17 protein-coding genes and 1 other RNA gene are annotated in these 20855 nt (G+C 63.1%); 9 read left to right on the top strand and 9 right to left on the bottom strand.

Annotated features, from left to right (window positions below; translation table 11 throughout):
* Positions 1 to 151 precede the first annotated feature (151 nt).
* Entirely contained in the window at positions 152 to 1612 is a 1461-nt protein-coding gene (locus NA29_RS15870; protein ID WP_039403732.1) for a M20 family metallopeptidase, read from the top strand.
* A 75-nt stretch (positions 1613 to 1687) separates the two neighbouring features.
* On the opposite strand, the gene NA29_RS15865 is transcribed toward NA29_RS15870, so the two are convergent.
* The 6 genes from NA29_RS15865 to NA29_RS15840 form a co-directional block, all read right to left on the bottom strand.
* Positions 1688 to 2941: a hydantoinase/carbamoylase family amidase gene (locus NA29_RS15865; protein WP_084103808.1), complete on the bottom strand. Its 1254-nt coding sequence runs from the start codon at positions 2939 to 2941 to the stop codon at positions 1688 to 1690.
* A gap of 56 nt (positions 2942 to 2997) precedes the next feature.
* Positions 2998 to 3948: a dihydroorotate dehydrogenase gene (locus NA29_RS15860; protein WP_039399483.1), complete on the bottom strand. Its 951-nt coding sequence runs from the start codon at positions 3946 to 3948 to the stop codon at positions 2998 to 3000.
* Positions 3941 to 4897 (bottom strand): dihydroorotate dehydrogenase electron transfer subunit, encoded by a 957-nt coding sequence (locus tag NA29_RS15855; protein WP_039399480.1) that lies wholly within the window; start codon positions 4895 to 4897, stop codon positions 3941 to 3943. Before NA29_RS15855 ends, NA29_RS15860 begins: the two co-directional genes overlap by 8 nt.
* A 75-nt stretch (positions 4898 to 4972) precedes the next feature.
* On the bottom strand, positions 4973 to 6241 hold the full coding sequence (locus NA29_RS15850; protein ID WP_039399478.1) for an MFS transporter: 1269 nt from the start codon (positions 6239 to 6241) through the stop codon (positions 4973 to 4975).
* Positions 6242 to 6344: 103 nt separating this feature from the next.
* Positions 6345 to 6668, bottom strand: a complete 324-nt coding sequence (locus NA29_RS15845) for a hypothetical protein (protein ID WP_039403727.1) — start codon at positions 6666 to 6668, stop codon at positions 6345 to 6347.
* Positions 6669 to 6859: 191 nt separating this feature from the next.
* A complete protein-coding gene (locus NA29_RS15840) occupies positions 6860 to 7957 on the bottom strand; it encodes a porin (RefSeq protein ID WP_084103806.1) in 1098 nt (365 codons plus the stop codon).
* Positions 7958 to 8354: 397 nt separating this feature from the next.
* On the opposite strand from NA29_RS15840, the gene NA29_RS15835 reads away from it, so the two are divergent.
* From NA29_RS15835 to NA29_RS15810, 6 genes are all read left to right on the top strand, one after another.
* A complete protein-coding gene (locus tag NA29_RS15835) occupies positions 8355 to 9269 on the top strand; it encodes a helix-turn-helix domain-containing protein (RefSeq protein WP_039399476.1) in 915 nt (304 codons plus the stop codon).
* Positions 9270 to 9521: 252 nt separating this feature from the next.
* Entirely contained in the window at positions 9522 to 11024 is a 1503-nt protein-coding gene (locus NA29_RS15830) for a hypothetical protein (protein ID WP_150777403.1), read from the top strand.
* A gap of 383 nt (positions 11025 to 11407) precedes the next feature.
* Entirely contained in the window at positions 11408 to 12127 is a 720-nt protein-coding gene (locus tag NA29_RS15825; protein WP_039399472.1) for a gluconate 2-dehydrogenase subunit 3 family protein, read from the top strand.
* Positions 12128 to 12130: 3 nt separating this feature from the next.
* Positions 12131 to 13906 (top strand): GMC family oxidoreductase, encoded by a 1776-nt coding sequence (locus NA29_RS15820; RefSeq protein ID WP_039399470.1) that lies wholly within the window; start codon positions 12131 to 12133, stop codon positions 13904 to 13906.
* An 11-nt stretch (positions 13907 to 13917) separates the two neighbouring features.
* Positions 13918 to 15324: a c-type cytochrome gene (locus NA29_RS15815; RefSeq protein ID WP_224786837.1), complete on the top strand. Its 1407-nt coding sequence runs from the start codon at positions 13918 to 13920 to the stop codon at positions 15322 to 15324.
* 134 nt (positions 15325 to 15458) lie between these two features.
* Entirely contained in the window at positions 15459 to 15926 is a 468-nt protein-coding gene (locus tag NA29_RS15810; protein WP_039399468.1) for a hypothetical protein, read from the top strand.
* Between the two features lie 16 nt (positions 15927 to 15942).
* Here the strand turns inward: NA29_RS15810 and NA29_RS15805 are convergent, their stop codons facing one another.
* The gene (locus NA29_RS15805) at positions 15943 to 17226 is read right to left on the bottom strand and encodes an MFS transporter (protein ID WP_039399466.1); all 1284 of its coding nucleotides are present in this window, start codon (positions 17224 to 17226) and stop codon (positions 15943 to 15945) included.
* Positions 17227 to 17305: 79 nt separating this feature from the next.
* Positions 17306 to 18205 (bottom strand): LysR substrate-binding domain-containing protein, encoded by a 900-nt coding sequence (locus tag NA29_RS15800; RefSeq protein ID WP_039399464.1) that lies wholly within the window; start codon positions 18203 to 18205, stop codon positions 17306 to 17308.
* A gap of 329 nt (positions 18206 to 18534) precedes the next feature.
* Here NA29_RS15800 and NA29_RS15795 point away from each other — a divergent pair, with 329 nt between their 5' ends.
* Both NA29_RS15795 and NA29_RS15790 read left to right on the top strand, forming a co-directional pair.
* The gene (locus NA29_RS15795) at positions 18535 to 19134 is read left to right on the top strand and encodes a LysE family translocator (protein ID WP_039399462.1); all 600 of its coding nucleotides are present in this window, start codon (positions 18535 to 18537) and stop codon (positions 19132 to 19134) included.
* Between the two features lie 169 nt (positions 19135 to 19303).
* Positions 19304 to 20383, top strand: coding sequence for a linear amide C-N hydrolase (locus NA29_RS15790; RefSeq protein WP_039399460.1), 1080 nt, complete (start codon positions 19304 to 19306; stop codon positions 20381 to 20383).
* Between the two features lie 97 nt (positions 20384 to 20480).
* Here the strand turns inward: NA29_RS15790 and ssrA are convergent.
* Positions 20481 to 20850: a transfer-messenger RNA gene (ssrA, locus tag NA29_RS15785) on the bottom strand.
* Positions 20851 to 20855: the final 5 nt, after the last annotated feature.

Genomic DNA, 20855 nt, shown 5'->3' with positions numbered 1-20855 from the left:
GCCAGCGCGCGCCCGACTGATTTTCGGTCGTCTCGAATCCATGGCGCCGGATCTGGCTGCACTGACGGGCCGCCCGGGCCATGCGGAATGCGCGGAATGCGCGGTGCGGCGCGGCACGTCACTGACACACGACATCCCCAAGGACTCCCGCATGAACGACATCGTCACCCCGACTCAGCCGTCGCTCGACACGGCCGCACTGCGTGAATTCGTCGAACGTAAATGGAACGACGAAATCCTGCACGCACTCACCGACTACATTGCTGTGCCGGCCAAAAGCCCTGGCTTCGACGCCGACTGGGCGCGCAACGGCTACATCGACCGCGTGGTGCGCGACGCCGCGCAATGGGCGGAGCGTCAGCCGGTCAAGGGCCTCAAGCTCGAAGTGATTCGTCTCGAAGGCCGCACGCCGGTGATCTTTTTCGAAGTGCCTGCCACGCGTTCGGGCAGCACTGAGACCATCGTGCTGTACGGTCACCTCGACAAGCAGCCCGAGTTCGACGGCTGGCGCAAGGACCTCGGGCCGTGGACGCCGAAGTTCGAAGACGGCAAGCTCTATGGCCGTGGCGGTGCGGACGACGGCTACGCCATCTACTCCAGCGTGACGGCACTCGCCGCGCTCGACGCGCAGGGCGTGGAGCGTCCGCGTTGTGTCGGACTCATCGAGACCTGCGAAGAGTCGGGCAGCTACGATTTGCTGCCCTACGTCGACGCGCTGCGCGACCGCCTCGGCCGCGTGAGTCTCGTCGTCTGTCTGGATTCCGGCGCAGGCAATTACGACCAACTGTGGCTCACGACGTCGCTTCGCGGCCTGATCTCCGGCAGTCTCGAAGTGCAGGTGCTCGACGAGGGCATCCACTCGGGCGGTTACGGCGGAATTGCACCGTCGAGCTTCCGCATCATGCGTCAGTTGTTCGAACGGCTCGAAGATGCGGGCAGCGGCAACGTGCTGCCGAAGGGTTTCCACAGCCCGATTCCGCTGCAACGTCTGAAAGAAGCCGAGGCCACCGCGCACATTCTCGGCGACGACGTCTGGAAGAAGATGCCGTGGGCTTGCGGTCAGGACGGCCTGTCCGTGCTGCCGACCACAACCGATCCGAAGGAAGCTCTGCTCAATTCGACGTGGCGTCCGTCGCTGTCGGTGACCGGCGCGGCCGGTCTGCCCGCGCTGGCCGACGCCGGTAACGTGCTGCGTCCGCGAACGGCCTTCAAGCTGTCGCTGCGCCTGCCGCCGCTCATCGATGCCGCGCAGGCGGTGCAAGAACTCAAGGCATTGCTCGAAGTCGATCCGCCGTACAACGCGAAGGTGACGTTCAAGTCCGATGCAGGCGCGGCCTCCGGCTGGAACGCGCCCGATGTCGCGCCGTGGCTCACATCGGCGCTGAACACGGCGTCGCAACGCCACTACGGTGAGGATGTCGCCTACATCGGGCAGGGTGGCACGATCCCGCTGATGAACACGCTGCAAGCCGGGTTCCCGACGGCGCAGTTCATGGTGTGTGGCGTACTCGGGCCGAAGTCCAATGCGCACGGGCCGAACGAGTTCCTGCACGTGCCGTATGCGAAGAAGCTGACGGCGGCCGTGGCCGAGGTCATCGCACTGGCGCCGTAAGTCGTTCGCAGCGCTTGCTCGCAAAACAAAACGGGTCGCACCAGGCGACCCGTTTTTCGTGGATGTGACACGTCGTCAGATCCGATGCGTTGCCGCTTCCATCACCTGCACGCCGCGCATGAAGTCGTCGAGTTCCATGCTCTCGGCGGGATTGTGCGAGCCGTTGGCGTTGCGCACGAACACCATGCCGCTCGGGATACCTGCGTTAGCGAAGATGGCGGCGTCGTGTCCGGCCCCGCTCGGTACGCGTTCCTGCGGCAGACCGAGCGCCCGGCAGGCGTCTTCGAGCAACGAAGACACATGCTTGTCCATGACGGCCGGAGCCGAGGCCAACCGTCGGTCGAAGACGAACGTCACGCCCCGGTCGCGTTCGATGGCGCGGCATTCGGTGCGCATCAGCTCATAGAAAACGTCGAGCGTATCGAGGCTCTGGCTGCGCACTTCCAGACTGAAATCGACCTTGCCCGGGATGCGCGAGATCGCGTGCTCGGCGGGATCGGTGCCGACGATGCCGGTCGTGACCACCATGTCGATACCGCGCTCCAGCAACGCACGCCAGTGCTCGTCGAGCCGCGTGATGAGATCGGCCACGGCGAACATCGCGTCGTGGCGCAGCCAGCGCGGCACCGCGCCCGAGTGCCCGGCCTCGCCGACGCACGTCACGCGGTTGTGACGCACATTGCCGCGAATGCCCGGCACGATCGCCACGGGCATGCTGCGCGCAATCATCACCGGACCTTGTTCGATGTGAAGCTCAAGCCATGCTTTCGCGCGTGACGCGTCGAAGAGCGTCTCGCCTTCGCGAATGGCGTCGACGTCCGCACCCGCCTGCGCCATGCACTCGCCCAAAGCGCGGCCGTGGCTGCGATGCGGCATGGCGAGATCGGCGTCGGTCAGCTTGCCGAACAGCGCGCTCGATCCCATGTAGGCGCGGCCGAACCACGCACTTTCCTCGCCACGCAGCGCGAGCACGCGCACCGGTGTCGCAGTGTGTCGCTGGCTGCGCTTTTGTTCGACGAGGCACAGCAGCCCGGCGACGATACCGGCCAGACCGTCGTAGTTTCCACCTTGCGGGACAGAGTCGAGATGCGAGCCGATCCACGTGGCCGGGGTGTGGCCGTCGTCCTCCGGCAACGCGAAGACGAGATTGGCGGCGCGGTCGCGTGTGACGGTCAGGCCTTGATGGCCCGCCCATTCCGTCAGATATGCTGCGGCGGCGTTCTCACCGTCGCCGTAACTGTCGCGGGTGATGCCGACGCCGTCGTTGCCGAGACGACGCAGGTCGGTGAAAAGTTGCTCGGCCAGCGGGGCCAGCGCGTTCAGTTCCATGAGTGTGCTACTTTTCGCGTAATGCAATGCGAGGGGGCTAGGAGTTACGGGATAAATCAGCCGGACTGCTGTGCAAAGCGCAGCCAACGGTCGGACAGTTGTGCGTCGAGCGCGACAGCGCCGGTGAGCGTTGCGATCCGCTCGATGTCGTTCGCGTCGCAATAGGCGGACAGGCCGTCGACGATGCGGCCCATGACCGCCGGATCGCGGAACGAGGCCGTTCCGACCTGAACCGCAGTCGCCCCGGCAAGCATGAATTCCACGGCGTCGTCGGCCGTCTCGATGCCACCACAGCCGATGATGGGGATGCGCACGGCGCGGTGGCATTGATGCACGAGCCGCACGGCGAGCGGTTTGATCGCCGGGCCGGAGAGGCCGCCCATCACGTTGCCGAGCTTCGGCTTGCGCGTGCGCACGTCGATGGCCATGCCGAGGACCGTGTTGCCCATGACGATGGCGTCGGCACCGGCATCTTCGGCGGCGCGCGCGATCAACGCTATCTGACCGGCGTTCGGTGTGAGCTTCACCCACAACGGGTGCGACGTGCGGCGCCGGATCGCGCTTACGGCTTTGTACGTGCTCTCGGCCTGCATCGCGAAGGCCATGCCGTCCGCTTCGAGATTCGGGCACGAGATGTTGGCTTCGATGGCCGCGACTTCCGGCAACGACAGCGTCTCGCACGCTTCGCCGAACGACTCGGCGGTGTCGGCCGACACCGAGACCACGACCGGTGTGTTGAACCGGGTGTAGGCGGGCAACACGTCGCGACGGTACGCGTCGAGCCCCTTGCTCGGAATGCCGATGGAATTGAGCATGCCGCTGGCGGTCTCGGCCACGCGCGGCGTCGGGTTGCCTGCCCGTGCGTCGGGCGACACGCTCTTGACGACGAGCGCGCCAAGACGATTCAGATCGAGCGCCTCGGCATACTCGACAGCGAAGCAGCCTGACGCGGGCATTACGGGATTGCGCAGCGTGAGCGAACCGATGCGAACGGAAAGATCAGCCAAAATCCACCTCCCCGACGACGTCGCGAATGGCAAACACGGGGCCTTCACGGCACACGCGCAGGAATTGCTTGTCGCCGTCGCAATCGAACAGACGCACACACGACAGGCAGACGCCCATGCCGCAGGCCATGCGCTGCTCCATTGCGACTTCGCCCGTGATCTCCGGGTGCGCGGCCAGAACACGCTGGAGCAGCATCAGCAGACGATGGGAACCGCAGGTGTACACCGCATCGTGGGGTGTCGCGGCGAGCAGTGCGCGGATGCGCGGCTCAAGCGTCGCGACTGCCGATGAGCCGTCGCTGTCGAACACGCAATGGACGTCAGCCAGCGCGCGAGCGTCAGGCGAGCGCAGAAATTCGTCGCGCATCAGATCGGCTTCGCTGCGCGCCGACATCACGACCGTGAGTCGCAGACCGGCCGCAGCGGCGCGTTGCACCAGCGGGGCCATCGTCGCCAGACCGACGCCACGGGCGACGACCATTACGCGCTGCCATTGCGTGTTCAACGTGAACGTATTGCCAAGCGGGCCGACGATGTCGAGCGATGCGCCTTCGGTCAACGTGGCGAGCGCGCGGGTACCGACGCCCGTCACGTTGTAGAGAAACTCGATGGTATCCGGCTCGGGGCCGGTGCCGTAGACGCTCATCGGTCGCAGCAGGAACGGCGCTTCGCTCTCGGTCACGGGGCACTTCAACTGATAGAACTGCCCGGGGCGCGTGGTGAGCGCGACGGGGGCATCCGCCTGCAACCGCAGATAGCGATAGCGTGCGTTGACGGCGTGATGCGTGAGCACCCGGCAGTGATGTGTGGCGACGATGTGCCCGGCGGACGATGCGCACGCGGCAGCGTCCGGCTGCGCTTCGTGCCCATCATGCGAATGGCGCGCTGGCGAAGGCACCCGCGCCAATGGGCGGGCGACGTTGTTGGGCGTCAGAGAGACGACGGACATGGATGGGGGCTCCGGATAGTGGGGGCGAGGGCTTGCCGAGTGCGTATCGAGTGCGTATGGAGTACGAGGCACGCGTTATTCGAGTTCGGTGCCTTTGAGTTCGGGAATCAGGAAGCGCGTGGCGATCATGTCGAGCACATACAGGCTCGCGAGCAGCGCGATGGCGATCTGGAAGGAGTAACGTGCGGCGAGCGCGCCGACCACGAGTGGGCCGAGGCCGCCGATGGCGCGTCCGATGTTCCACAGTACGTTCTGCGCAGTCGCGCGTGCTGCCGTGGGATACGCCTCGGACATCAGCGTGCCATAGCCGCCGACCATCCCGTTGACGAACATCCCCATGAACGCACCGGCGAAGAGCATCACGCCCGGATCGGTCAGCTGCGAATAGACGATCACCATGACCACGGCGCCGGCCTGATATAGCAGGAACGTGGGACGGCGTCCGATGCGGTCGGCCAGTTGCCCGAAGGCCCACACGCCGAACATCATGCCGATGACCGTCGCGGCGGTCCAAAGACCGGACTTCGTCAGCGAGAAACCGAGCTTCTGCGAGAGGAACGTCGGCAGCCAGATCATGATGCCGTAGTAGCCGAAGTTCTGAACCGAACACAGAATGACAATGCCGAGGCTCACGCGCGTGGTGCGGGCATCCTTCACGAGCAGACGAAACGCATTCGAGCTGCCATGCTTTTGCGTCTTGTCCGTGCGGCGCACGAACACTTCCGGCTCATGCAGCTTGTTGCGCAGCACCCAGGCGACAAGCGCAGGCAGAACACCCACGACGAACATGCCGCGCCAGCCGATGTACATCAGCAACAGCGGCGTGAGCAACGCGGCAGCAAGCACGCCCGTCTGCCAGCCAAGTGCGACGTAAGACGAAACGCGCGCCCGTTTGGACGCGGGCCATGCCTCCGCCGCGAGCGCCATGCCAATGCCGAACTCGCCGCCAAGGCCGATACCTGCAATCGTGCGATACACCAGCAGATCCCAGAAGCCCTGCGCCAGCGCGCACAGGCCGGTGAAGACCGCGAACAACAGAATCGTCCACGTCAGCATGCGCACGCGGCCGTAACGATCCGATAACGCGCCGAACAGAATGCCACCTGCCACAGCGCCGATCAGCGTCCACGTGACGAGCGCACCGGCTTGCCCCGCCGTGAGGTGCAGACCGATCGTGATCGCTGGCAGCATGAAGCCGAGAATCAGCAGGTCGAAGCCGTCCATCGCATAGCCGATGGCGGAGCCCGCCAACGCTTTCCATGCATAAGGGGTGACGGTGTCGTCACCGGCGTTGAGCGTGGTGCTCGCGTGTTGTCTACGCGATGAATTCAGGTTGGCTTCCATGATCGGTTCCCGTGGGAGGCGAATGCCGTGGCGATCGATTGCGCCGTCGCATTCGTCAAATTGTCTATATTTTTAGACGATCAGGTGAAAAAAACGCGTGACGTCACGCGTAGACCTCGGTCGTCAGCTGGGCCGCGAACTGATTGAGCGAAGCGAGAAAGCTGGCGTCGGAAGCGGCGGCAGCGTCGCGCAACATCGTCGCGTACGTTTTACAGCGGGTCAGAAAGGCGTGGAACGTTTCGCCGTTGGTGGCAATACCGGACTGCCTTTCTACGAAAGCCTGAGCGGCTTGTGCCAGCAGCAGTAACGCGGCGGATTCGCGCGTGGCAGCGCGCGACGCATTCAGGCACCGTGCTGCGAAATCTTCGATGTCGGACAGACCGACCGTGTCGCGCTGTAACCAGGCGCATGCGAGTTGCAGATCCATCGTGTTCTCCATCCGTCTAAATATTTAGACTAATCGAACATCAAAAGGCAGGCAAGACGAAAATAATCGGGGCTAACCCTGAGGCGAAGGAGGGTGCGGCGACGGCGGGCGAGTCGTTTGCGCGCCGGGCGGAGGAGGGGCGGCACTGACGAGCGGGGGCTCGACAGTGCCGACAGTTTCGCTGCGTCGCGTCAGAAGCGCACACGCATGCCTGCGCCGTACGTCTGGCCCGTCGACATATCGCTCATGTGGTCGTACTTGTACGCGACGTAGATGTCGGTCCGCTTGGACAGCGGGTAGTCGTAGCCGAGTGCCCACGTGGTGCGGCGCTGATTGTCGCCGGACCCGTTCGAGCCGGTGTAGGCCACGGACGCCAGCACGCTGCCCAGACCGAGCGGCACCGACGCGCCGAGCTGCCCCGTGTTCGCATGGAAGTTGCCGCTGGCGGCCTGACTCGCGACGAGCATGTACTGCGCGAAGAACTTCACCACGGCCAGATCGTACGAGAGGCCGACCTGCACGGTGTTCTGATTCGTTAACCCGGTTACGCCCGGCAGTTGCGCGCCGAAGTCGCCCGGCGTGGCGCTAAAGTTCACGTACTGGTAGTTCACGGCGGCGGCGAACGGGCCGTTGGCGTACGTGAGCGCAGCGGCCCACTTCTTCGCGCTATGGTCCGTGGCGCTGTTGCCGGTGGCGTAGAGCAACGTGCCCGCCAGTCCTGCGTAGGACGGCGTGGTGTAGGCCACCGCATTGTTCCAGGCCGAGTCACCCACCACGCCCTGGGTCCCCAGACCCTTGTAGGTGTGGAAGATCATCGGCGAGAAGGTGTACGAGTTGTTGAACGGATTGAACTGGATCGTCGCCAGGTACATCGGCGTGGTGATGCGGCCGATACGGAAGGTGCCCAGTCGTGTGTTGGACAACCCGACGTAGGCATTGCGCGAGAAGAAGCTGTCGCCTGCAAAACGGCCGTAGGTGCCGTTGTTCGGCTGAAAGTAGCTCTCCAGCACGAAGAGCGCGCTATTGCCGCCGCCGAGGTCTTCCGTGCCCGACAAGCCCCAGTACGACGTGGTCATGCCGCCGCCTTGCTGCACGGCGGCCGCGTTGCCGCCGGGATTCTTCACCGAGCCGACGTAGGCGTCTGCCAGGCCGTAAAAGCTCACGCTCGACTGTGCATGTGCCGTGCTGGCGAGTGCCGCAGCACCCAATGCAACCGAACCCAACGCGACGGCGCTGGCCTTGCGCGCAGCCCGGGTGGTCCCAAACACCTTTTGCCAGGTCTTCATCATTCCCTCTTTGTTTGTATAAATTTATGGACGGCGCGCAGGCTATCACCGCCCGCGCGTTGGGTCATCCCCCGAAAGCTGTCAGGCCGTCTGCGAGTGACGGCATTCTCACGGCATGGGGGTGCCGTGTCCCGAATCGTGCGTAAATCTAAAAAATTAGACAATCGGAAAAATATTCGGCTGACCGATGTGTGGCGTAGGCGGCACGGCAAGGGCCGCTTGCTCGGGGAAGGATTTCGTTTGGACAGTCGACGCACAGTCCGTCAGGCGCGCGAGGCGACCGGTATAATCCCGGCACTGCCACACGGGCACGACGCGATCTGCGGCATTTGGATGTTTCGCAATGTGCCGCAATGTCTCGCACGAGGGCGGTTCTACGAGGTATCCAACAGGGGGCGATTTGACTCGAGCTGCAACGACATCCCGAGCGCCGCGAGGCGCGCGCTTCAATTTCCGCGCCATCGGCGAACGCTTGCGCGCCTATCGGCTGGCAGCGGAATTACGTAGTGAAGATGTCGCCGAGCAACTCGATATCTCGCGCGCCGCCATCTACAAGCTGGAGCGCGGCGAGATCGTCAAGATCGATACGCTCGAGCGGCTCGCCGCATTGCTGGGCGTATCGCTCGCGAACCTGCTCGGGGTGGAAGTCGAGTATCACGACTCGGCCGTGAGCTACTTCGAGCGCATGCGTCAACTGGAAAGCCGTTCCGAGCGCATCGTCGCGCACTTCGATCCGATTTCGTTTCTGCTGACGTCCGACGACTACGACGTCTGGTTGCGTCACATGCTCGATGAGAGCATTCCGCCGACACTCGCCGACCGCCATTGGGAAAACACGATCGATCGCGTATTGGGCATCTTGCAGGAGCGTAAGTCGAGCTTCTCGCGTCAACGACTGGCGGTGACCAGCCTGATCGGTCTACGTCAGATCGAGCAGTTTCTGCATCACGGGCTGGTCGGGCGGCTGGGGTTGCCGCCAGGCGTGCAGTTGGAGCGCAAGATGGCTGCCCGTCGCGAAGTGGCACGTATCGTCGAATTCCTCGAAGCCGATACGGCGGGTGTGCAGATTGGCATCGTCAGCGACAACATGCCCAACGAGACGTTTCAGATTTTCGAAGCACAGGGCGAGGCGTACGTCGCGGTGTCGCCGTTCCGTCTCGGCGAGTTGCCGAATCTACGCACGGGTATCGCTACCATCACTACTTCGCCCGACGGCGTGGGCATGTATCGCGCCATGATCGACCGTCTGTGGGCCGATTCCGCCAAGGGCAAGGAAGGGGCCGCATTACTCGGCCAGTTGCTCGCGCGGTTCTGACGGTCGGCTTCATACGCTGATCACGCATGATGCGTCGATAACGACGGTAGTCGCGTACCGGCGCACTCTCAATAGGTGCCACAAAGCGAAGATTTCCCACGAAATCGAAATCTGCTCGCAGTCATCCTGTCTAGTCTCCCAGCCCGAAGGTCAACCGACCTTACACGTCACCTTACTCACCTTAAGAACGGGAGATGAATGATGGGAGCACCTTTCGGGGACTATTCGCAGCGAGGGCCGTCGGTATCGTCCGTGCCCGTACTACTGTCAGGCCAACCGCTTTCGTGCGAATGCGGTCACAGCTTCGGCTCGGACTTCGCGCGGCTGGGCGCCGCGCCGCCGACAGTGGCGGGTTCGCTCAGCAAGGCGTGGCAGACCTATCCGCAGCGCACTAGAACGGTCGAGGACAGCGGCGGCATATCGATCGGCCGGTGGCAAGCGTATCGCGAGATCGAGAGAGTGAGGGCCGACGATCTGATGGCCCAGCCGCTCGTTGCCGACCCCATACGCACGCGCGTCGAAAACTGGCACACGCTCTTTCAGTTCTGCGTCGAGCGCGACATCTCATTCGAAGACAAACGAACCGAAGCCATGCGGCAGGTGCGCTACGGCATTCCACCGGAAAACAAGGCGTTCGTGCGTAGCTTCGATTCGACACCGGTGGTCGATCAGTTGGTCGAAATCGCGCATGTGAACGACGAACTTGATCGGATGAGCCATGCGACCGGCCGTCTGCCGAAGGGCCCGGCCAGGTCGATGGGACTGCAACACCTCGCCGACATGACGAGGATGCGCGATATCATGCTTGCGCTCACCGTCAACAGCCATGAGCGGAAATTCAACGAGCTGACGGTCGAGCGAAATCTGCTGATCGCGCTGAACGACATGACGCGTGAGGCGCAGCGCGAAATGTCCAGGGGCGGTGCCGACGTGCCGCTTCGATTGAAGGTTCGTGGCGGCAAAGTCGTGCTCAAGCCAGCGACGTCGAAGTCGCGTTTCCAGAAGAATCACATTCGCGCCCGTAACGATTCGGCGCGGCTCGCGTTGCTGCTCGGCTATCCGGCCGACCGGCCGGTGACGTTGAACGACATCCGCGCGAGAGGACTCGGCTTGTATGAGTATTCGGCGGTGTTGGCGGATGCCAAAGCCTCGGCACCGCGGACGACGGCGTCGTGGCTTGGTGCGCGTGCGCTGGAGATCGATCAATGGAAGCACGCTGCGCGTGCATTGCGGGACGACCTCCGGCAAACGGATGGCGGGCGGATGATCGGTGCGCCGTCCGAGTCGTCGCATGACGACGCTCAGTTCGACGAAGTCGAAACATCGCAAGATGTGTCCGGGCTAGCACCCATGACGAAATCCGTGCAGCCGAAAGCCCCACCGACCTCACGACGCGAACAATTTGTCGAGCAGTTCATCGGTGCCCATTCGGGGCGAGCGGGGCGTTTGAGCGTCATCCTCGAAGGGAACCCGTCGGTCGAGCGGCTGGCCGAGCAGCAGGATGACCGGGACCGTGAGGCCCAACGCGCACATCCACGCGTGCGACGCCTCTCCGCAGAGGTGGGCCGTTCGATGTCGCGGCCGGTCCATCGTCCTGCCGGTCCCACGGTGGACTGGATCAACGAAACGCCTGAGCAAATGGCATTGCGAACGGGGGCGCGTCCGAAGACGTATGGTGCGCTGCCACCTGTTGCGAATCCGTCGGATACGCAAGCGCCTGCCTTGCCCATGACGCCGCCGCCCGACCAGGAATAAGTCACCTCCCGGCCGTCAAAGGACGACTCGTCGCCATCGGTTTCCGGTGGCGTTTTTTTTGTTCGATCGCATCGTATTCACCAAATTTAGGCCTTGTGAATCCTCTCGGATCGCATACGAATTTCGCCACATATTTTGCTTGGCGAAACCCTGCGCGCACGCGTAATAGTAAATATTTTAATTATCTGCAAGCCTTTTCAATCAATAAGTTGCGCGATTGACGCAACAATCTCTTTCTTTGCCATGTAGGGAACTTGTCAGTAGAATGGCCGCGTCGTTAATAGCGCTACGCGAGGTGAATAGCCTGTCAGGTTTTCTTCACGCATGGCTCGCCCCCGCTTGACTGTCATGCGTGATTCGTCCCCCACAAAACGGAGAACTCCATGTCACAGGACAAGGAACCGCGCCGGCGCTTTTTGCGCCAGGTGCTGGCGATCGTGCCTGCCACGACCCTCGCCACCGGTGCGACGCTCACACAGTCCGCCTGCAGCAGTCAGTCCGCTGCGCCCGCCGCCTCAGGCCAAGCTTACGAACCCAAATACTTCACTGCCGACGAATGGCGTTTCGTCAACGCAGCCGTCGACCGTCTGATTCCCGCTGACGATCTCGGCCCCGGCGCGTTGCAGGCGGACGTGCCGAAGTTCATCGACGGCCAGATGGAAACGCCGTTCGGTCACGGCAAGCTCTGGTACATGCAGGGGCCGTTCCACACCGATCAGCCACCCGAGATGGGTTACCAACTGAGCCTCGTGCCGCGCGACATCTATCGCCACGGCATTGCTGCCTGCGACGCTCACTGCAAGAAGCAGTACAACAAAGCGTTTGCCGATCTCGACCACGCGACGCAGGAAGCCGTGCTCGGGGATCTGGAGCACGCGAAGATCGAATTCGACGCAGTGCCCGCGCGCACGTTCTTCTCCTACTTGCTGGCCAACACGAAGGAAGGGTTCCTCTCGGACCCGATCCACGGCGGCAACAAGGACATGGTCGGCTGGAAGCTCGTGGGTTTCCCGGGCGCACGCGCCGACTTCATGGACTGGGCGGATCAGCCCAACGTCAAATACCCGTACGGGCCCGTGTCGATTTCCGGAAAGCGGGGCTAATTCATGGCAATCAAGAAAGATAAGGTCGACGCCGTCATCGTGGGCTTCGGCTGGACCGGGGCGATTCTCGGCCAGGAACTGACCGACGCCGGACTCAATGTGGTCGCACTTGAGCGTGGCGCGATGCGCGACACGCCCACCGACGCGCAATACCCGAAGGTCATCGACGAACTCGAATACTCTGTGCGCGGCAAGCTCTTTCAGGAGCTTGCGCGTGAGACCGTCACGATTCGCCACACACCCGACGATCTCGCTGTGCCGTACCGTCAAAACGGCTCGTTCTTGCTGGGCAACGGTGTGGGCGGGGCAGGTTTTCACTGGAACGGCATGCACTACCGGATCTTGCCGGAAGAGCTCAAGCTGCGCAGTCATTACGAAGAGCGCTACGGCAAGAAGTTCATCCCCGAAGGCATGACGATCCAGGACTTCGGCGTGAGCTACGAAGAACTGGAGCCGCACTTCGACTTCGCCGAAAAAGTGTTCGGCACATCGGGCAAAGCTGGCAACCTGAACGGCAAGATCGTGCCGGGCGGCAATCCGCGCGAAGGTGCGCGCTCGAGCGAGTTCCCGACGCCGCCGCTGCAAAACACCTACGGTGCGCAGCTCTTTGAGAAGGCCGCACGCGAAGTGGGTTTCAATCCGTACCCCGCACCGGCAGCGAACACGTCCGAGCCGTATACGAATCCGTACGGCGTACGCCTCGGGCCGTGCAACTTCTGCGGCTTCTGCGAGAACTACGGTTGCTACATGTATTCGAAGGCATCGCCGCAGACGACCATTCTGCCGGTGCTGCTCAAGAAGCCGAATTTCGAATTGCGCACGCACTCGTACGTCATCAAGGTCAATCTCGACAGCGACGGTAAGAAGGCCACCGGCGTGACCTACATCGACGCGCAGGGCCGTGAAGTCGAACAGCCTGCCGATCTCGTGATCATGGCGGCATATCAGATGCATAACGTGCGTTTGCTGCTGCTCTCGGGTATCGGTAAGCCATACGACCCGAAGACAGGCGAGGGCGTGGTCGGTAAGAACTACGCTTACCAGATGAACGGCGCGGTGAACGTGCTGCTGCCCAAGGGCACGCAGCTCAACCCGTTCGTCGGCACGGGCGCAGGCGGCGTGTCGATGGACGACCTGAACGGCGACCAGTTCGATCACGGACCGCTCGGCTTCGTCGGCGGTGCGAGCATTCGTCACATTCGCTACGGTGGACGTCCGATCAAGATGACGCCGACCGTGCCGGGCACACCGGCATGGGGCAGCAAGTGGAAGGCGGGCATTGCCGACGCATATCAGCGTTACATGACGATCGGGATTTCCGGTTCGGTCATGTCGTATCGCGATGCGTGCCTCGACCTCGACCCGACCTACAAGGACGCCTATGGCGTGCCGCTGCTGCGCATGACGTTCGACTGGCACGACAACGAATACAACATGCTCGGCTACATGGGCGACCGGATGGAGGAAGTCGGCCGCGCGATGAATCCCGAGAAGGTGTTCCGCGCCATTCGCAAGAAGGGCACGCATTACGACACGCGGATCTATCAGAGCACGCACACGACGGGCGGCGCCATCATGGGCACGAATCCCTCGAACAGCGTGGTCAACAAGTATCTGCAGAGCTGGGACGTCTCCAACGTGTTCGTGATGGGGGCTTCGGCGTTCCCGCAGAACATGGGTTACAACCCCACGGGCGTGGTGGCGGCGCTGGCGTACTGGTCCGCGAAGGCAATTCGCGAGCAGTACCTCAAGAACGCCGGCCCGCTGGTCCAGGCCTGAGGAGCGCAACCATGATCCGCAAAACGATGATGAAACGCTCCGCTGGCTTGTTCGCTGCCGGTACGCTGGCGCTCGCGGCCGTTGCCGTCTGGGCGCAGAACGCGGCCGCGCCCTCGGGCGCAGCCGTCTCGCCGGTGCCCACGCCTGCCGTGCCCGCTGTGACGGTGGAAGGCGGTAGCGCGCCGCAGACAGCGGCTGCTAACGATCCGCAGGCGCAATTGCTCAAGCAGGGGGAATATCTCGCGCGCGCAGCAGATTGCGCGGCGTGTCACACGGCACCCAAAGGCAAGCCGTTCGCAGGTGGTCTGCCGATCGCGTCGCCGATCGGCACGATCTATTCGACGAACATCACGCCGGACAAAGACACGGGTATCGGCAACTATAGCCTCGAAGACTTCGACAAAGCGGTGCGTCACGGGATCGCGAAGAATGGCTCGACGTTGTATCCCGCCATGCCGTACACGTCGTATGCGAAGGTGCGTCCGGCAGACGTGAAGGCGTTGTATGCGTACTTCATGAACGGCGTGCAACCGGTCGCGCAGGCGAACAAGGCGACGGATATCCCGTGGCCGATGTCGATGCGCTGGCCGTTGTCGCTCTGGCGCAAGATGTTTGCCCCGGCGGTGGTCGCCGATGTGGCATCGACCGATAACGATCCGATCTCACGCGGACGCTATCTCGTCGAAGGCCTCGCGCATTGCAGCGCCTGCCACACGCCGCGTGGCTTCGCGTTGCAGGAGAAGGCGCTGACCGACGACAGCACGGCGTTCCTGTCGGGCGGCGTGGTCGACAACTTCCTCGCGAAGAACCTGCGTGGCGATGTCACAGACGGTCTGGGCAACTGGAGCGAAGGCGACATCACGGCGTTCCTCAAGTCGGGACGTAACGACCATTCGGCCGTTTTCGGCGGTATGACGGACGTGGTGCAGCACAGCACGCAGCACATGAGCGACGACGATCTTGCAGCGATTGCGAAGTATCTGAAGACGCTTAAGCCGGTCGATCCGAACGCCAAGGCGCTCGCGTACGACGACACCGCGGCCAAGGCGTTGCGTGTGGGGTCGGACAAGAGCAACGGGGCGCTCACGTTCCTCGACAACTGCGCGGCATGCCACCGGAGTACGGGCAAGGGCTACACGCAGACCTTCCCGACGCTGGCGCTCAGCTCGACGGTGAACTCGGTCGATCCGACCTCGCTCATCCACATCGTGCTGCGTGGGGCGGAGATGCCCTCGACGAAGTCGGCACCGACGCACTACGCGATGCCGGGCTTCGACGACCGTCTGACCGATCAGGATGTGGCCGACGTGCTCACGTTCGTGCGTTCGAGCTGGGGCAACAAGGCCCCGGCGGTGACGGCCGCGCAAGTGGCCAAGGTGCGTAAGGACGTCGCCGCCGCGCCGCAACCGCAGCGTTGACGGTGACGGTTGCGGTGATGTGCCGATTCACGTCGGCACCGATACCGCGCCTGTGATGAGATGGAGCCCCACCGCGCAAATCTGCCGGTGGGGCTTTTTGTTTTGGATGCGGTTATCGACGCCGGGAGGCACGCGTGCCGTTTATTCTTTTGGCGCTCGTCGTATTGGCGGGCATTGTGTATGGGGCAGTGCGACTGTATGGGGCCGTAGCGCTGCGCTTCGGGACGCTCGCAGCGGTGGCGACGATCGTCGTCTGCGTTCTGATCGTGGTGTGGTTGGTGGTCGACGCGGTCTGTCGCTATCGCGCGGTGCATGGCGTGCGGCGTGACGGCAAGCGTCTGGTGAGCGTGTCGGGCGAGTGGGGTGAACTTACGCTCGACGCAGACCGCAAGATGGGAACGCTACGCGTGGACGGTCATGAGACGCGCTTCGTGTTTTCGGACGTGACGTCCGCCCATCCGGTGAACGAGGGCGGACGCTGGTCGCTGACGCTCGAACTTGCGCACAACGCGCAGCCGAGCTGGCGTGTGCCGATGCCGGGCCGCGCGCTCGCGCAACGCTGGACGAAGATTTTCCGCCTCGCGAACGCGCACCGGCTCTAAGGCTTCGCGCGGGCGGTTATGCGTTCGCGGGCATCGGCGGGCGCAGCGGCGGCACGACACTTTCGTCATTGATCGGGAAGTGAAGCGCAGCGGCTACCGCGCCGAGAATCGCCGTCGCCGCCCAGATCAGGTTGTACGACCCGGTGACATCGAGCACGAATCCGCCCAACCACGCCCCGAGGAACGAGCCGACCTGATGGCTCATGAAGCACACGCCGAAGAGCGTGCCCAGATGCCGCGTACCGAACACCTTCGCCACCAGACCGCTGGTGAGCGGCACGGTGCCCAGCCATGTCAGGCCCATCACGGCGGCAAAGATCACGACGCTTGTGTCGGTTTTCGGCAGCACGAAAAACAGGGCGATGGCCGCGCCACGCACGAGATAGAGCCAGCCGAGCACATGGTGCTGACGATATCGTCCGCCGAGCCAGCCGCACGCCCAGCTTCCCAGCATGTTGAACAGACCGATCAGCGCGAGCGCCGTCGCGCCAAGCCCGACTGGCATGTGACACATCAGCAGATAGCCCGGCAAGTGCGTTGCGATGAAGGCGAGCTGGAAGCCGCAGGTGAAAAAGCCGAGCGTGAGCAGTTGGTAGCCACGATGCGAACGGGCTTGCCGAAGGACTGCGCGAAGGGACACGTGCTCGTCGTCAACCGATTTGGCCGTCGGGGCGGGGGCGGTGCTGCTGTGCATGGGCTTACTGCGACGTGACATGGTCATGAACAAGCCGAGCGGCGCTGCGCAGCACAACACCAGAGCGAGTACGAAGAGCGAGGTCGAGACGCCGTAGGTTTCGCGCAACCCCTGCGCGACGGGCACGAGCGCGACCTGTCCGAGCGAGCCGCCCGCACTGACGAGGCCCATGGCCATCGTGCGCCGCTCGGGCGTGACGGCCCGGCTCACGGCAGGCAGCACCACACCGAACGTCGTGCAACTGATGCCGAGACCGACGAGCACGCCTAGCCCGATCACGAGCCAGATGCCGGACGGTGCGAGGGCGGCCATCGCGAGTCCGGCGGCGAAGGCAAACGCACCGAACGCGACGACCGGTGCAGGACCATGACGGTCTGCCATCGCCCCCGCAAACGGCTGCGCGAAGCCCCACACGAGGTTGTGCAGGGCGATGGCGAACGCGACCAGCGTGACGGGCACGCCGCGGTCGTAGGAAAACGGATTGATGAAGAGACCGAACGTCTGGCGCGTGCCCATTGCGGCGCTGAGTACGAGCGCGCCGGCGAGAATGATGAGGGTGACGCGTCCCTGTAGCGACGCCGATGGGGGTGGGGTAGTTTGCGACATGATGGTGAATCCTCCTCACCGAAGTGTCGCAATGAAGTCTCCGTCTGGCAAAGGAGTTGTGTAAGCGTGCAGGTGAATTTTATTCACCTTGGTGGGTGCCCGCCTGTTCGATGACCCAGTTGCGAAACGCCACGCATTCTGGGTGCGGCTCGATGTCGGGGGCGCTGATTAGCCAGTACGCGCCTTGCGATTGCGTGGTGACGTCGTGCGCGGGGACGAGGGTCCCGGTCGCGAGATACTCGTCGACCAGCGGGCGACGTCCGATCACGATGCCAAGGCCCGCCATGGCGGCCTCGAAGGCCAGTTGAATGCTGTCGAAACTCAGCCCGCCCCGGGTGTCGAAGTCGTCGATGCCTGCGCCTTCGGCCCAGACCTGCCAGTCTTCGCTGGCACTGCTCACATGAATGCGGGTCGCTTCGCGCAGATCGACAGTGCCGTCCTCGCGCGCGTGCATTGCGAGATAGGCGGGGCTGCATACGGGAACGAACCGTTCGCCGAACAGGCGGTGCCACGTGTCGCTGGCGACGGGCGCGCGCGAGAGACGGATGGCGAAGTCGAAGCCGTCGGTGGGAAAGCCGACCTGGCGGCGCGAGGTGTCGACCGTGATGTCGACGCCCGGCATGCGACGCATGAACATGTCCAGACGCGGCAGCAGCCAGCGTGAGGCGAGGGTCGGGGCGCAGGTGATGGCGATGGCGCGCGAGGCGTCCGGGGTCGGTAGACGTCGCGTACCGGTGAGCAGCAGAGAGAACGCTTCGGTCACGTACGCGAGATAGTCCACGCCTTCCGGCGTGAGGGTCAGTCCTTGCGGCGAGCGCGTGAAAAGCGCCACGCCCAGCGTCTGCTCCAGTCCGACAATGCCGTGGCTGACAGCGCTTGGCGTGAGATGCAATTCGGCGGCAGCACGTTTGAAACTCTGATGGCGTCCCGCCGCTTCGAACAGGCGCAGGGCGGACAACGGTGGCAGACGTGGCGGCATGGATTGAGTGTCGAGCGTTCGATAGGCGCCCTGGCGCACCTGGAGCGTAGGGCGACGGCTTCGATAGGTCGTTCGGATGCCGCCGATTTTCGCACGACGTTGGCGCGCGTGGGGCGGCTACCGACAATTCACCGTATCGCCTGACGTCGATCGATGTGCCGCGACGCACGGCGTGGCCCAACTGTCATGGTGTACGACCGGTACAGGCCCGTGCGGATTCATTGAAGTGTATCGGGTGTGCTCTGGTACGCGTGACTATGCTGTCACACCGCGTCTTTTTCGCGTGTTCGCAGAGTGCGACACCGGCGCGGCGTTTCAGATGGACGATTATGACGACCGAACAACTTCTGGCCTTCTGCGCCTTCGCTGTCATCACGCTGGTGACACCCGGACCCAACAACATGATGGTGCTCGCCTCGGGGCTGAATTACGGCTTCGTGCGCACGCTGCCGCATCTCGCGGGTATCGCCTTCGGTTTCGCGCTGATGGTGTTCCTGACCGGTGCTGGCCTGCATACGGTTTTCGTGCGTTTCCCGGTCATCCACACGGTGCTGAAGTACGTTGGTGCGGCGTATCTGCTGTGGCTGGCGTGGCATCTGGCGCGCTCGGGGCCGATGGACGACGAGCGGCGGGGGCGCGAGCGCCCGATGGGCTTCGTCGGCGCGGCGGCATTCCAGTGGGTGAATCCGAAAGCGTGGGTGATGGCCGTGGGCGCTATCAGCACGTACCTGCCCAACGCGTCGCACTTGCCCGACGTCGCTTTGCTCGCTGTGATCTACGGCGTGCTCGGCGCGCCGTGCATTGGGCTGTGGGCTGGATTCGGCGTGGCGATGCGCCGCGTGCTGACCGACGCGCGTTCGGTGCGTATCTTCAACGGTGTGGCGGCGGCGCTGCTCGTTGCTTCGCTGTATCCGATTCTGGTCGAGTGACGCCCGACGTGGCTGGCACGGCCGGGTAGGGGGGTATGGGGTGGTATGGGCGGATATGGGTGGGTATGGGTGGGTATGGGTGGGTATGGCACGGAAGCAGGGGCGTGACGGAATTCAGTCGTTATACTGACGGTTCTTGCGTACCCTTCCCCCAATGTGAGGTGTCGCCATGCCCCGTAAGTTTGTCAGGACATTGCCGTGTCTCGTTGCTGCGGCAACGCTCGCCTTTTCTCCACTGTCGTCGCTAGCCTGCACTCGCGTGGTGTATCTGGGGGCGAACGACGATGTCATTACAGCGCGCTCGATGGACTGGAAGAAGGACGTCGCGACCAATCTGTATGTGCTGCCCCGGGGTATTGCGCGCACGGGCGAGGCTGGGCCCAATTCCATCCGCTGGACGGCGAAGTACGGCAGTGTGGTGGCGACCGGTTACGACGTTTCGACGACCGATGGCGTCAATGAGAAGGGCTTGTCCGCGCAACTGTTGTGGCTCGTGGAGTCGCAATATCCGAAGTTCGACAAGGATTCCAAGCCGGGTTTGACGATTGCCGCATGGGCGCAGTACGTCCTGGACAATTTCGCGACGGTCGCCGAGGCCGTCTCGGCGTTGGAGAAGCAGCCTTTCACGGTCGTGACGGATAACGTGCCGGGCGAGGATCGGCTCACGACGCTGCATTTGTCGATGTCGGACAAGACAGGCGACAGCGCTATCGTCGAATACATCAATGGTCGGCAGGTGATTCACCACGGCAAGCAGTATCAGGTGATGACGAACTCGCCGACGTTCGACGAGCAGCTTGCGCTCAATGCGTACTGGACGCAGATCGGCGGCACGACGTTCCTGCCGGGGACCAACCGCGCGTCGGACCGTTTTGCGCGGGCGTCGTTTTACGTCAACGCAATTCCGAAGAGCGAAGATCCTGTGGAGGCGCTGGCGAGCATGTTTGGCGTGATTCGCAATGCGTCGGTGCCGTTCGGCATTACGACCCCGGGGCAGCCGAATATCTCGTCGACGCGCTGGCGAACCGTCGTCGATCACAAGCGCATGCTCTATTTTTTCGAGTCGGCGCTCACACCGAATACGTTCTGGGTGGATCTCAACAAGGTCGACTTTTCGGTCGGTGCGCCGGTCTTGCGTCTCGATCTCGGGAAAGACCAGCGCAACACTTTCAGTGGCGAAGTTTCCGCTAGTTTCAAGGCCGCACCGCCGTTCCCGTTTCTTGGGTTGAAGTCGGGGAAGGCGGGGTGAAATCCGCTGAAGTGATGGCAGAAATGAAAAACGGGCCCGAGGGCCCATTTTTTACTTGGGGTTGAACGTCTTTCGTTGTCGTCGACGATCAGAATATTGGTGGAGCCGGCGGGGATCGAACCCGCGTCCGCAAGCACTCTACGACCAGTTCTACATACTTAGTTCTGTCATTTGATTTAACTGTTTTGTCGCGGACGAACACGCTACGCAACAGCGATTCACTAAATTTTCGACCTTGGCGTCGTGACGCCACCAAGGCTTAACTGACGTATATGACCTCTGGCGGTATTGCTACCGGTCTTGCGACACTAGTCCGTCAGTGAACTAGGCAGAGGACGGCGGCCCTTAGGCTGCCAGTGCGAACGTTTCGTCGTTTGCAGTTACGTTTTTCCCATTGATTAACGAGGTGACGGGTCCTCGGTATGCCCTGCATCGCTTTATACCCACGTCGAAACCATGTCGGCCCCAGTGG

The sequence above is a fragment of the Pandoraea sputorum genome (assembly GCF_000814845.2).
In the GTDB taxonomy this organism is placed as follows: domain Bacteria; phylum Pseudomonadota; class Gammaproteobacteria; order Burkholderiales; family Burkholderiaceae; genus Pandoraea; species Pandoraea sputorum.
Note: the sequence above shows the minus strand (reverse complement) of the source record. Positions and strands in the feature narration are given on the sequence as shown.